Annotated in this window: 11 protein-coding genes; 2 read left to right on the plus strand and 9 right to left on the minus strand. The window is 58.0% G+C overall.

Translation table 11 applies throughout. The features are described from left to right. Positions 1-44: 44 nt before the first annotated feature. Complete coding sequence (locus CWM57_RS16640) at positions 45-389, plus strand: YejG family protein (protein ID WP_002912974.1); 345 nt, start codon at positions 45-47, stop codon at positions 387-389. Positions 390-392: 3 nt separating this feature from the next. On the opposite strand, the gene yejF is transcribed toward CWM57_RS16640, so the two are convergent. The 9 genes from yejF to CWM57_RS16685 form a co-directional block, all read right to left on the minus strand. Next, positions 393-1,982, minus strand: a complete 1,590-nt coding sequence (yejF, locus tag CWM57_RS16645; protein WP_100631139.1) for a microcin C ABC transporter ATP-binding protein YejF — start codon at positions 1,980-1,982, stop codon at positions 393-395. Between the two features lies 1 nt (position 1,983). Then, positions 1,984-3,009, minus strand: a complete 1,026-nt coding sequence (locus tag CWM57_RS16650; protein WP_012967542.1) for a microcin C ABC transporter permease — start codon at positions 3,007-3,009, stop codon at positions 1,984-1,986. Beyond that, complete coding sequence (locus CWM57_RS16655; protein ID WP_008804006.1) at positions 3,009-4,103, minus strand: microcin C ABC transporter permease YejB; 1,095 nt, start codon at positions 4,101-4,103, stop codon at positions 3,009-3,011. Before CWM57_RS16655 ends, CWM57_RS16650 begins: the two co-directional genes overlap by 1 nt. A gap of 9 nt (positions 4,104-4,112) precedes the next feature. Then, positions 4,113-5,918, minus strand: coding sequence for an extracellular solute-binding protein (locus tag CWM57_RS16660; protein WP_100676105.1), 1,806 nt, complete (start codon positions 5,916-5,918; stop codon positions 4,113-4,115). Between the two features lie 68 nt (positions 5,919-5,986). Next, positions 5,987-7,549 (minus strand): cyclic di-GMP phosphodiesterase, encoded by a 1,563-nt coding sequence (locus tag CWM57_RS16665; RefSeq protein ID WP_100631143.1) that lies wholly within the window; start codon positions 7,547-7,549, stop codon positions 5,987-5,989. Between the two features lie 188 nt (positions 7,550-7,737). Further along, on the minus strand, positions 7,738-8,307 hold the full coding sequence (mepS, locus tag CWM57_RS16670) for a bifunctional murein DD-endopeptidase/murein LD-carboxypeptidase (protein ID WP_004201653.1): 570 nt from the start codon (positions 8,305-8,307) through the stop codon (positions 7,738-7,740). A gap of 426 nt (positions 8,308-8,733) precedes the next feature. Beyond that, positions 8,734-9,447 (minus strand): phosphatase PAP2 family protein, encoded by a 714-nt coding sequence (locus tag CWM57_RS16675; RefSeq protein WP_165784214.1) that lies wholly within the window; start codon positions 9,445-9,447, stop codon positions 8,734-8,736. Positions 9,448-9,475: 28 nt separating this feature from the next. Continuing rightward, a complete protein-coding gene (locus CWM57_RS16680) occupies positions 9,476-10,462 on the minus strand; it encodes a CobW family GTP-binding protein (protein WP_100631144.1) in 987 nt (328 codons plus the stop codon). Positions 10,463-10,582: 120 nt separating this feature from the next. Continuing rightward, positions 10,583-12,049: a mannitol dehydrogenase family protein gene (locus CWM57_RS16685; RefSeq protein WP_074388031.1), complete on the minus strand. Its 1,467-nt coding sequence runs from the start codon at positions 12,047-12,049 to the stop codon at positions 10,583-10,585. Between the two features lie 207 nt (positions 12,050-12,256). Here CWM57_RS16685 and uxuA point away from each other — a divergent pair, with 207 nt between their 5' ends. Next, positions 12,257-13,447, plus strand: coding sequence for a mannonate dehydratase (gene uxuA, locus CWM57_RS16690; RefSeq protein ID WP_074388032.1), 1,191 nt, complete (start codon positions 12,257-12,259; stop codon positions 13,445-13,447). Positions 13,448-13,928 lie beyond the last annotated feature (481 nt).

Raw genomic sequence — 13,928 nt, forward strand, 5'->3', positions numbered from 1 at the left:
TGATGTAAATTTATTGTGAAGCTTTTTGCTTCCGGGGAAACCACGTGAATACACAACAACTCTCTATCGTACACCGTCTGCCGCAGAGCTATCGCTGGCTGGCCGGTTTTGCGGGTTCCAGAGTTGAACCGATTCCGCAAAACGGCGCGCAGAACGAGAACAGTCTCGTTGCCCTGAAGTTGCTGAGTCCGGACGGTGAGAAAGCCTGGCCGGTTATGCATAAGCTCAGCCAGGCGTTAAGCGACATCGAAGTCGACTGTTCAGTCCTTGAGTGCGAAGGCGAACCGTGCCTGTTCGTTAACCTGCAGGATGAATTCGCCGCCACCTGTCGTCTGAAAAATTTTGGCGTGGCCATCGCCGAGCCCTTCTCCGGCAACAACCCCTTCTGACCGTCAGCTCAGCGCCAGCAGCTGGCGGGTATACTCGTGTCGGGGTGCGCTGAAGACGGACTTGCACTCGCCCTGTTCAACCACCTCTCCCTGACGCAGCACCATCACCTGATGACACAGCGCCCGCACCACGCGTAAATCATGACTGATAAAAATATAGGCCAGCTGATGCTTTTGCTGTAATGCTTTCAGCAGATTCAGGATCTGCGCCTGAACGGTTTTGTCCAGCGATGAGGTCGGCTCGTCGAGGACGATCAGCTGCGGCTTGACGATCAACGCTCTGGCGATGGCGATACGCTGCCGCTGGCCACCGGAGAACGCCGCCGGGTAGCGCTGGCGGCTGGCCGGATCGAGGCCGACCTCCTGCATGGCGAGGATCACCGCCTGTTCGCGTTCCGCTGCCGTCAGCGTCGGCTGGTGGACGCGCAATCCTTCTTCAATAATCTGCTGCGCCGTCAGGCGCGGATTGAGCGACGAGTTCGGATCCTGAAAAACCACCTGCATTTGTCGGCGCAACGGCAGCAGCTGTCGACGGTTACGCCCCTGAATCGGCTGGCCGGCAAAGGTTATCCTGCCCTCGGATGAGATCAGGCGCAGCAGCGCCAGACCGGTGGTGCTTTTTCCCGATCCCGATTCGCCCACCAGCCCCAGCGTCTCGCCGGCGCGCAGCCGAAAACTGAGGCTGTTGACCACCCGATGGTGATCGACCACCCGGCGCAGGATCCCTTTGCGAACAGGAAACGCCACGTTTAAATCGTCCGCCTGCAGCAGCACCGGGGCATCGACGGCCAGCGGCACCGGCTCACCGTCTGGTTCGCTATCCAACAGACGTTGGGTGTACGGATGCGCTGGTGCGCTGAACAGCGCCCGACAGTGATTTTGTTCCACACAGCGGCCGTTCTGCATCACCGCCACCCGGTCAGCCAGCTGACGGACAATGCTCAGGTTATGGGTGATAAACAGCAACCCCATGTTCAGCTCCCGCTTCAGTTCGCGCAGCAGCTGCAGGATTTGTGCCTGCACTGACACGTCGAGGGCGGTGGTCGGCTCATCGGCGATCAGCAACTCCGGGCGCGTCAGCAGCGCCATGGCGATCATCACCCGCTGGCGCTCGCCGCCGGAGAGCTGATGCGGATAGTCCGCCAGCCGCCGCGGTGCCTGACGGATCCCAACGCGCTCCAGGCAGTCGAGGATCTCCCCGCGCGCCGCCTCTTTGCGCATTCCCCGGTGTAACGACAGCACCTCATAGAGCTGTTTTTCCAGGGTATGCAGGGGGTTGAGCGACACCATCGGCTCCTGAAAGATCATCGCGATTCGGTTGCCGCGCACACCGCGCAGCGTGGCCTCATTCGCATGCAGCAGCGACTGACCATGAAAGCGGATATCGCCGCTGGGGTAGCTGGCCGGCGGGGTGGGGAGCAGCCGCAGCACTGACAGCGCGGAGATGCTTTTTCCGGAACCGGATTCTCCCACCAGCGCCAGCGTCTCACCGACCGCCACCTCGAGCGACAGATTATGTACCACGGTCTGCGTCTCGCCCTGCTGGCGAAAGGCAATAGAGAGATTGTCGATAGCTAACAGCGGGTGGGTCATATTACACCGCCTTACTTGGGTCAAAGGCGTCGCGAACCGCTTCACCAATAAAAATCAGCAGCGTCAGCAGTACGGCGACGGAGAGAAACGCGGCAATGCCCAGCCAGGGCGCCTGCAGGTTGTTTTTTCCCTGCAGCAGCAGCTCCCCGAGAGAGGGGGAGCCGAGCGGCAGACCGAAGCCGAGAAAATCCAGCGACGTCAGGGTGGTAATGGAGCTGCACAGGATAAAAGGCAGGAAGGTGAGGGTCGCCACCATTGCGTTAGGCAACATATGCCGCAGGATGATCTGCCGGTCGCTGACCCCTAGCGCCTGCGCTGCCCGGATGTAGTCGTAGTTGCGGGTGCGAAGAAATTCAGCGCGCACCACGCCCACCAGCGTCATCCAGCCAAAAAGGACGGTGATTGCCAGCAGCCACCAGAAGCCAGGCTGCACGACGCTGGAGAGCAGGATGATCAGAAACAGGGTCGGCATCCCTGACCAGACCTCGATAAAGCGCTGGCCCCAGAGGTCGATTTTGCCGCCATAGTAACCCTGTATCGCCCCGGCCAGCACCCCCAGCACGCTGGAGAACAACGTCAGTAGCAGGCCAAAGAGCACAGAGATGCGCGTCCCATAGAGGATCCGCGCCAGCACATCGCCGCCGTTGGCGTCGGTGCCAAGCCAGTTGCTGGCCGAGGGCGGTGACGGAAAGGGGACGGTGCTGGCAAAATTAATCGTCGTGGCGCCGAAGCGCACCGGCGGCCATAGCGCCCAGCCGTGGGTGGACAGCTGGTGCTGCAGCCAGGGATCCTGATAGTCGGCGGCGGTGGCAAATGCGCCGCCAAAGGTTTGCTCGGTGTAGTTTTTTAACACCGGAACATACAGCTGGCCCCGGTACTGCACCAGCAGCGGGCGATCGTTGGCCAGCAGCTCGGCGCCGAGGCTGCAGAAGAAGAGAATTAAAAACAGCCACAGCGACCAGTAGCCGCGACGGTTGTGACGAAAGCGCGCCCAGCGGGCCTGATTAACGGGACTGAAGAAAGACATTAGCGGCCCTCAAAATCAATGCGCGGGTCGACCAGCGTATAGCTGATATCGCTGACGATATTCAGCAGCAGGCCAATCAGAGTGAAAATATAGAGCGTGCCGAACATCACCGGATAGTCGCGGGAGACCGTCGCTTCATAGCCCAGCAGACCCAGGCCGTTCAGCGAGAACATCACTTCGATCAGCAGCGAACCGGTAAAGAACATACTGATAAAGGTGGCCGGGAAGCCGGCGATCACCAGCAGCATGGCGTTGCGGAACACATGTCCCCAGAGGATCTGTTTCTCACCGACGCCTTTGGCGCGGGCGGTGACCACATACTGTTTGCGGATCTCGTCGAGGAAGCTGTTTTTGGTCAGCATGGTCAGGGCGGCAAAGCCGCCGATCACCGTCGCCAGCACCGGCAGGGTGATGTGCCACAGGTAGTCGAGGATTTTCTGATACCAGGGAAGGGTGTCGAAGTTCGGTGAGACCAAACCGCGCAGCGGGAAGAGGTCGAAATAGCTGCCGCCGGCAAAAATCACGATCAGCAGGATGGCGAACAGAAAGGCGGGGATCGCATAGCCAATAATAATCAGCGTACTGCTCCAGATATCAAAGCGGCTGCCGTTGCTGACCGCTTTGCGAATACCCAGCGGAATGGAAACCAGGTAGATAATCAGCGTACTCCACAGTCCGAGGCTCACCGAGACCGGCAGGCTGTCTTTAATCAGCTGCAGTACTGAGGCGCTGCGAAACAGGCTGTCGCCAAAATCAAAGCGCAGATAATCGCCCAGCATCTTCAGGTAACGCTCGTGCAGCGGCTTGTCAAAGCCGTAGCGGTGGGTGATCTCGGCGATGACTTCCGGATCAAGGCCCCGCCCCCCGCGATAGTGCCCCTCGCTGATGTTCCCTGCGCCGGTGCGGGCATGGCTGGCGCCCATCCCGCCGTCGCCGGCACCCGGCATCCCGCCGTGCTGACCAAATTCGATGGCGGCGATGGCCTGGTCGACCGGGCCGCCGGGCGCGATTTGCACTATAAAAAAGTTAATGGTGATGATGGCCCACAGGGTGGGGATCACTAACAGCAAACGGCGGATCAGGTAGCTGCCCATGGGATGTCCTTAACGTCTGTCCGCGGGGAGGGTGGCCGCTTTGTTCACGTCGTACCACCAGGTATCGAGGCCTGACGAATAAATGGGGCGGGTCTCGGGGAATGAGAATTTATTCCACCACGCGGTGCGGTCCTGCGCCATATACCACATCGGCAGCATGTAGTTATTCCAGGTGAGCACACGGTCCAGCGCCCGACCGAGGGGGATCAGTTTCTGCTTATTGCCCTGCCACTGCAGGATCTGTGCAATCAGCTTATCCACCACCGGGCTTTGCACCCCCGGCGCGTTATAGCTGGAGTGAATATAGTCTGACGCCCAGGAGATTTGCAGGTCGGTGCCGGGCCAGGGCATGGCACGCCACAGGCTCGGCATCATGTCGTAATCGCGGCTACGGCGGCGGTTGCTGTACTGCGAGTTATCAACCTGACGAATATCCATGACGATCCCCAGGCGCTGCAGGTTGTGCTGAAACGGCAGCACCCAGCGGTCATTGCCTCCGGCTGGCATCAGCAGCTCAAAGCGCAGCGGCTTGCCGGTGGCGGCGTTGATCCGGCGCTGATTTTTTACCGTCCAACCCGCCGCATTGAGCAGGGCGTCGGCTTTGAGTAAGTTGTCGCGGTCGAAGCCATCGCCGCGGGAGACCGGCGGCTGGTAAACCTGGCTGAAGACCTCGTGGGGCAGTTCGTTTTTCATCGGCGTCAGCAGGGCCAGCTCGGCCGCGTCGGGCAGGCTGCGGGCGGCATATTCGGTGTTCTGGAAATAGCTGTTGGCGCGCTGATAGGCGCTATAAAACAGCGCCTTGTTCATCCATTCAAAATCGAACGCCAGAGTAATCGCTTCCCGTACCCGGCGATCGGCGAATACCGGACGCTGAATATTGAAAGCCAACCACTGGGTATCCTGCGCCGAGGTATTAGTATGCTCATCTTTAATAATGTAGCCGCGGCTGAAGTTGCGACCGACGTAGCGGGTGGCCCAGTTTTTGGCGACCGTCTCTTCCCGGCGATCGACGGCTCCCGCTTTAAAGGCTTCGAAAGCGACATTGTCGTCGAGATAATAGTCATAGCGCAGCGTATCGAAATTCCAGCGACCCCGGTTGACCGGCAGATCGGCTGCCCAGTAGTCGGCGACCCGTGAATAGGTGATGTATTGCCCCATTCGCCAGGCGCTGATGCGGTATGGCCCGCTGGCCAGCGGCGGCTTTGACAGCGGGTCGCTGAGTTTGTGCTGGCGCCAGAATGCCTCAGGCATCACCGGCAGGCTCAGCAGGCTCAGCATGTTCTCTTTGCCGGGCTGCCCGAGGTCGATTCGTACGGTCAACGGGGCGATGGCCTTAACGGTGGTGCCTTTATAAAACAGGCGGAACTGCGGCACCCCTTCAGTCATAAACTTGTTGAAGGTAAACGCGACGTCCCGGGCGGTGATTGGCGTGCCGTCATGGAAGCGGGCGCGCGGGTTGAGAGCGATCTCCATCCATGAATAATCCTCAGCATAGCGCGCCCGCTCGGCAATCAGCGGGTAGTAGCTGCCGGGCTCATCATCCGAGGTAGTGAACAGGGTATCGTAGAGCGCCTCAGTGCGCACGGCGGGATTGCCGCGCAGTGCGTAGCGGTTGAAGTTGTCAAAGGTGCCGATCGCCGCCAGGGTGAGGGTGCCGCCTTTTGGCGCCTCTGGATTGGCATAATCAAAATGGCTGAAGCTGGCGGCGTATTTGGGTTCACCGATAATCGCAAAGGCGACGCTTTCTTTTATAGTTTGCGCCTTAGCGCTAAGGCTAAACAGAGCAAGCAGAATTAAAAAGAGGCGCGCATACATAGGCGGCAGAATACCTTGTCATGGTCGGCCCCCATAGCCGACCTCTGTTCCCGCATCATATGTGAGACTTAGCGCGTTGTGAAATAATTCGCAGGTTCATCATGCGCGGCGACCAGCGCCTCCAGCGATAGCGGACGGCTTATCCAGTACCCCTGCAGGAAATTGACGCCCTGGGCACGAAGCCATTCCGCCTGTTCCTGGGTCTCCACTCCTTCAGCGACGGTCATTAATTTCAGCCGGCGGCTGAGGGTCAGTACCGCATCCAGCACCGGCGAGGTCACAGTTTCGGTGCCAATCGCCTGCACAAAGCCGCGATCGATCTTCAGATAATCGAAGTTATAGCGTTCGAGATAAATCAGCGCGCTATGCCCGGTACCAAAGTCATCAATTGCGATTTCAAAACCCTGCTGGTGGAGCCAGGCGAAGTTAGCGATCGATTTTTCTTTATCAATCATGGCCCGCTCAGTCACCTCCAGCACCACGTGAAAATGGTCGGCGGGCAGCGCGGCGGCAAAGCGCAGCATATCGTCGCGGAAGCTGTCAGCCTGCAGATGGGCAGGGGAAATATTGAGCCCCAGCTTGACGCCGCGGGGCAGGATCCGTTTAAGCACTTGACCGTCGCTGGCGATCAGCGCCAGCAGGTGATGGGTCAGCGGCACGATCATCTGCTGGGTTTCCGCCAGGTTAATAAAGACGTCGGGCGGGATTTCACCCACCACCGGATGGCGCCAGCGCATGAGCACTTCCACGCCGCTGATGCGCAGGGTCTGGGCATTCACGACCGGCTGATAGACGACGTAGAACTGGTTATTTTTGATCCCCAGCAGTATCGATTTTCGCGGATCGGATTTGATCGTCAGCACGTAATAACAGAGCAACCCCGCCAGCAGGCCGCACACTACCCCGAGCAACAGGGCAAACTGTGTATTTTCCGCCAGCCAGCTGTTGGCATACAGGTAGACCTTCAGCGGTAAACCGTCGATCTGTACCTGGCGGATCGGTGCGTTGTCCAGCGTTTGCGGATCCACCAGCCGGTTACTGAAGGTGGAGATGGCGGTATGGCCGATGGCCAGCGCTATACCGCTGAAATCATTTTGTCGTGCGGAATAGAGGATATAGGGCGTGAGGTTAGCGTTAATCGATACGAAAATGCCGCTGTTTGCATCATCGGGTTTGCTGACCCATAACGCCAGCGCTGCGCTTTTCGGCATCATCGGCGTGCCCGGCAAAATCGCCATATCAACGGGTTTGTGAATATCGATCGCCGGGATAAGCTGACTGAGGGGCGTATTCATGGCCCCTGTCGCCGAGGAGCAAAAGACGACGCCGTTTTTGACCAGCAGAAACGCGCGAACGTTAGGGCTGAAGGCGGCATGGGAGGTGAGCCCGGAGTCGATGTTTTCGCAGGGCTGATCCACCAGCGGCTGCAGGCCGTCAATGGTCTGACGGAGATCGTAAAAATAGCTTTTCAGGTAAGTGTTAACGTTGTTGATAATGGCGTCGAAACGCTCTGCCCGGTTATGGTAGATCACCATGAACTGAATGCAGCCGGCCAGCAGCGCGACGATAACCCCCACGCAGAGGCTGGTTAACCAGATTTTACGCTGGGGCGAAAAGTAGCGAGTAAGCATAGCTATAGTCTTTCCGTGTTATTGAATCGCATCAACGGGTTGTCAGTCGTCGTTTTTCTCATTCCCACTTAAAAGACATAGCTTATTTTGCGTCGTTCAGAATCAGGTGGCAAAAAAAAACACTGCCGGGGCAGTGTTTTTTTATCCCGCCTCCAGCCAAGGGATAACCGGCGGCGGTAGAGGACAGTTTACGAGCGGCTCAGAACTCGACGCGCTTCGTTGTAGCGCTTTTTCCAGTACGGTTCATCCATGCTGGAGATGGTCACCCCGCTGCTGGTGGAGGCGTGAACGAACTGGTTGTTGCCGAGATAGATCCCGACGTGGCGGCCCGTAGAGCCGGCGCGGAACAGAACCAGATCGCCAGTACGCAGCTGGGTACGGGAAATCGATTTTCCGGTTTCCTGCTGTTCAGAGGTTGAACGCGGCAGTTCCAGACCAAATTGTTCGCGGAAGGTGCGCTGCACGAACGCCGAGCAGTCGATACCTTTGCGAGTGCTGCCACCGAGGCGGTAACGCACGCCTTTCCAGCTGGCATACTGATCCATCAAACGGGACTTCACGTCCAGGTTACGGACCATCGTTTCAAATTCATCCTGAGAGGCTTGCAGTGATGATAAATCGCCACTACCCACAGCATGCGTCTCAGAATGCATATTTCTGGCGGTACTTGTTGAACTACACGCGGAAAGCAGAACCGCTACTGCAATCGCGGGGGCTACCCGCAAGATGTATCTCAAAATCGGCTGAGATTTGACCATGCTGTTTATTTTCCCTTGTTGTCCTTAACGACAATGTCGTTATAAAAAATGCCAAACGTGTTAGAGCCTAAATACCCATCCGCAATGAGACAATTCCTTAAGCTTAAATTTGTGCAGTCACGCACAAATTTATTCATGCTCTGAATTAATGTTGCGGAAAAGGCAAAACGTGAACGAGATTACCCTATCAAACGCCGCATGGCGAGCGGTTTTGCGCGATTTCTTATAAGTATTTTGGTGACAAAAAGTGAATCATCGGGAAAGGACAAAATAGCGCCAGTATCGGGTAAAAAACAGACAATTCCTTCATTTGTCACGGGATTAATGTGACAAGAAGATGAACATCATGTTGAAAAAAAGCACAATTGAAAAAGGGGACCCAAAAGGTCCCCTTATAGATAATGACGCCAGGCGGCGAGCACGGCATTATTTGGTCGATATTCCGCCGGGCAGGGAGCGATCGAAAAGGGCGATCAATTTATCGCTCAGCGGTGTCATCAATACCCACGGCGCGCCAATCAGGACGGCGGTCAGGGAGCCCACGGCAATATCGCTGAACCAGTGAGCGCCAATCATGACGCGCGGGAAAGCAAAGACCACAAATATCACCAGCGCCACGGCCAGCGCACGACGGCCGAAATAGCGCCACATAAAGCTCGCGAAGATCAGCAACATCATCCCATGATCGCCAGGGAAGCTGTCCTTTGAGGCATCCTTGGTGGGGAAATTGACGACATCGCTGACGCGGGTGATATCGTCGAAAAACAGCGATGGACTGGCGCGCTGAACCGGCATCAGGTGCTGCGCCAGCTGGTTAATGATCACCGCCGCCAGCAGCATCACCAGGCCCATGATGGCAATCTGACGACGGCCCGCCGCCGACGCTTTAAGCCAGTAACTGAGCATCAGGCAACCCATCGCCAGCAGCGAGCAGGCGTCGAAGGCGCGATTGTTGATGATCGCCAGCAGCCAGGCATAGGCGTGGCTGACGCTGACGCCATGGTTAAAGAAATGGAAGATCGCAGAGTCGAGCGGCGACCACGCGCCGTGGTTGGCTGGTAAATACCAGGAACAAAATAGTGCCACACCCGCGATGTTAAGCAGCAGGATTAAAGGAATTCGGTTTTTCATCATAGCCATTGCGATTCTGTAACAGTCGGCGGCAACCTTAGCCGTCGTAACTTAAACGAAGCCTCAACAGTGAGGTCTGGAGCGCGTTCCAGTCGGCTTCGTTCGCCGAGATAAGCTCGATCCGGCTATCGGGTGGGGCGACGCTCAGGGTCTCGATATGCAGATCCTCGCCCTGGCGGTTGATCCTCACAGCCCCTTCGGCAATGCGCATCACACCTTTGACGCGTGCCACAGGTGCCAGCCGTGCCCATTCGAGCAGGCCGATGGTCTCGAAGACCGTTTCCGCGTCGAAAATCCAGCCGCAGGCCTGATAGCCCTGGCCGCTGTTGAGATGGCGGCGCCAGCGCTGGTGCTCAGGCAGGCTGAGTGCGGCGAGACCGCTGGTCGGGCGAGAGTGGTGAACATGCTCCGCACTCGCCGGCAATGGGGCGGTGTTGCGGCGCGGTTCATCGAGCAGGGCGAGGTCGATATTGCCCTGGGTCGCCGACACCTGACGACGATCGCCGCCCCAGCGCAGCCACCAGTCGGCCAACGCCTGGGCGCTTGCGGGCGTTTCCCGATCGTTTTTGTTGGCCACAATGATGTCCGCCGCCGCCAGCTGATCGCGGAAATTGTCATTGTTGACGACTTTCTCATCCAGCAACTGGCGGGGATCGAGGATGCACACTGTGGCGCGCAGATCGATCCAGGGTTCATACACTGCTGCGGTGAGGATATCGAGGATCTGCTTCGGGTGGCCAAGGCCGGTGGGTTCGATCAACAGACGATCGGGTTTACCCTGGCGCAGCAGGGTATTCAGTCCAACCTGCATCGGCAGGCCGTTGACGCAGCACATGCAGCCGCCGGGGATCTCTTTGAGCAGGGCGCCGCTGTCGGCCAGCAGCGCGCCGTCTATCCCGACTTCACCAAACTCATTCACTAGTACGGCCCATTTTTCATCCGCAGGTTTCTGTGCCAGCAGATGAAGAATAGAGGTCGTCTTACCGCTACCGAGAAAGCCGGTGATCAAATTGGTTCTGGTCACTCTTTTCTCCAGGATAAATGTAATGTTGTAACAGTTACGCCTATCCTGACGAAAAAAGGGAGAAAAGAGAAGACCTGAGGCGGACAGAAGCGGATTCTGTCCGCATAAGCGCAAATATTGTTAAGAATTCAGCGCGCGGGCCACGGCCTCGCGGGCACCGTGCGTCGTCAGCTGCTGCCAGGCGGTGCGGATCCCGGCGACAAACTGCGCGTTGTGCGGCAGGTCGCGGCCAAATATTTCCTCCAGCCCGAGCAGCGCATCGACGCGCTGTTGCTCATCGCTCTGCGCCACCCGCTGCTGGATCTTGTCGACCAGCGGATCGCGCACGTCGATCGTCTGACCCGCATCGTCAGTACCGCTGACGTAGCGCATCCAGCCGGCAACGCCGAGGGCCAGCAGCGGCCAGCGGCTACCGCGCTCAAGATGCACGCGGATGCCGTCGAGCATACGCTGGGGCAGCTTCTGGCTGCCGTCCATGGCGATCTGCCAGGTGCGGTGTTTGAGCGCCGGATTGCTGAAACGGGCGATCAGGCTGTCGGCATAAGCCTCCAGATCGACGCCGGTAATGGTCAGCGTCGGGGCCTGTTCGTCAAGCATCAGCTGGCGAGCTGCCCGGCGGAAGACGTCATCCTGCATGCAGTCGCTGACGTGCGCATGACCTGCCAGATAGCCAAGCCAGGCGAGGAAAGAGTGACTGCCGTTGAGCATCCGCAGCTTCATTTGTTCCCAGGGCAGCACGTCGTCGGTCATCTGCACGCCTGCCGTCTCCCAGGCCGGTCGTCCGGCGACGAAGTGGTCTTCGACCACCCACTGAATGAAGGGTTCGCAGCTGATGGCGCAGGGATCGTCGACCCCCAGCACGGCGGCGATTTCCGCCAGCGACTCGGCGGTGGCCGCAGGAACAATGCGATCCACCATGGTGCCCGGGAAGCTGACGTTATCGGCGATCCAGTTCGCCAGCGCCGGGCTGCGTTTTTCCGCCATGCCGAGGACGGCATTTTTCACCACGTGGCCGTTGTCGGGAATGTTATCGCAGGAGAGCACGGTAAAGGGCGGCAGGCCCCGTTCCCGGCGGCGGGCCAGCGCTTCAACTAATATACCGGGAGCCGACTGCGGCAGCGTCGGATTCTCCAGATCGTGAATGATGCGCGGATGCGTTGGATCCAGCTTGCCGGTCGCCGGATCGATGCAATAACCTTTTTCCGTGATGGTCAGCGAGACAATTGCCACCTGCGGCTCGCAAAATTTTTCGATAATTGCCGCCAGTGAATCGAGCCTGGCGTTCAGACATTCGTGCACCGCGCCGATAATAATGGGCTGATTACCGTCGGCGCCTTTTTCCAGCACGGTAAACAGGTGGTCCTGTTCGCGAAGCTGGCTCATCAGCGTATCGCCACTGAACAGACTGATTTCACAGATCCCCCAGTCGCCACCGACGTTATTCAGCACGCGATCGGTCAGCAGCGCCTGGTGCGCGCGATGAAACGCGCCAAAGCCGAAATGGACAATACGCGAGCGGAGCTGGCTGCGATCGTACTGAGGACGTTGCACGCTTTCCGGTAGCGTAGCGGTTGCAATTGTTGTCATTCTTCACACACCTGTTTAACTGCTTATTAACAATGTCAGTCTAAAGTTATATGACAGGAAATTAAATTGGTAAGCCGAAATTATCCGCTGACTGTGAGCTGGATCAATCAATGCGCCGGCACTGTTTGCAGCCTGAGCAGAAACATGTATGGTAGTCGTCATGAGTGTCGCCATTATTGGTATAACAACTTTTGTGAGGGCATAGCGATGGAACAAACCTGGCGGTGGTATGGGCCGAACGATCCGGTATCGCTTGATGATGTACGGCAGGCAGGGGCGACCGGCGTCGTGACTGCGCTGCACCATATTGCAAACGGTCAGGTCTGGCCGGTAGACGAGATTAAAGCGCGTCAGGCGCTGTTAGCGGCAAAAGGGCTGACCTGGTCGGTCGTCGAAAGCATTCCGGTCCACGAGGATATTAAAACCCATAGCGGGCAGTATGCGACCTGGATTGCCAACTATCAGCAGAGCATCCGCAACCTCGCGGCCTGCGGCATCGATACCGTGTGCTACAACTTTATGCCGATCCTCGACTGGACGCGCACCGATCTGGAATATGAGCTGCCGGACGGCTCCCGGGCGCTGCGTTTCGATCAAATAGCCTTCGCCGCCTTTGAACTACATATCCTTAAACGCCCGGGCGCGGAAGCGGATTACAGCGAAGAAGAGCAGCGCCAGGCCGAAGCCTGGTTCAAGGCGATGAGCGAAGCGGATATTGAGAAACTGACCCGCAATATCATCGCCGGCCTGCCGGGGGCGGAAGAGGGTTACACCCTCGACCAGTTCCGCGCGCGTCTGGCGGAATATGACCACATCGATAAAGTGCAGCTGCGCGACAATATGGCCTATTTCCTGCGCGCCATCGTGCCGGTATGCGAAGAGGTGGGGATCCGTCTGGCAGTGCATCCGGACGATCCGCCGCGGCCGATCCTCGGCCTGCCGCGTATCGTGTCGACCATCGAAGATATGCAGTGGCTGAAAGAGACGGTGGACAGCATCAATAATGGCTTCACCATGTGTACCGGGTCGTATGGCGTCCGCGCTGATAACGATCTGGTGAAGATGGTGGAAACCTTTGGCGATCGCATCCATTTCACCCATCTGCGCTCCACCTGCCGTGAAGCGAACCCGAAAACCTTCCACGAGGCGGCGCACCTTAGCGGCGACGTCAATATGGTGGCGGTGGTGGATGCGATTCTGCGTGAAGAGCAGCGGCGTAAACAGGCTGGCGATCTGCGTCCGATCCCGTTCCGTCCGGATCATGGTCATCAGATGCTCGACGATCTGCGCAAGAAAACCAACCCAGGCTATTCGGCGATTGGCCGTCTCAAGGGGATGGCGGAAGTGCGTGGCGTCGAGCTGGCGCTGAAAATGACCAAATACCCTGAACTGCTATAATCGCGGTAATCGGGATAATAATAGGGACAGCCAGCGGCTGTCCCTTTTTACTGTCGGGGCGTCAGCCTGGTCGGGTAAGTGAAGCGCCACCCGACAAAATAACGGCGCAATGGGGTAGATACTGTGATCGGTTTGCAACAGTGTCGACCCTGGAAAAACCTGTGTTCTCTGTTATTTCCGGGCAGATTGCGCTCCCGATATGTCTTCTGCGTTATGCCTGGCATGGCGCAGGGAGCGCACAGGGGGCGGCCAGTCGCCGCCGCCCCCTGTACCCCCGGGCTCCGGCCAGCAACATCGCCACTGCGTGGTACCTTCGACTTATCCCTGCAGGCTTCGGGTCGGGCTGAGGCAGCGTATATGGACGCTCCCGGAATGCAATGCTTTCTTCAGTTCAGTAATAAAACGGGTAGGTGCAGCCATATATCCGGTTTCTGATGGGATTTCTTTATCCCGAACCATGATGAAATCCGCCAGGCAGGTA

The sequence above is a fragment of the Klebsiella sp. G-Nf4 genome (assembly GCF_002810615.1).
Classification (GTDB): domain Bacteria; phylum Pseudomonadota; class Gammaproteobacteria; order Enterobacterales; family Enterobacteriaceae; genus Klebsiella; species Klebsiella variicola.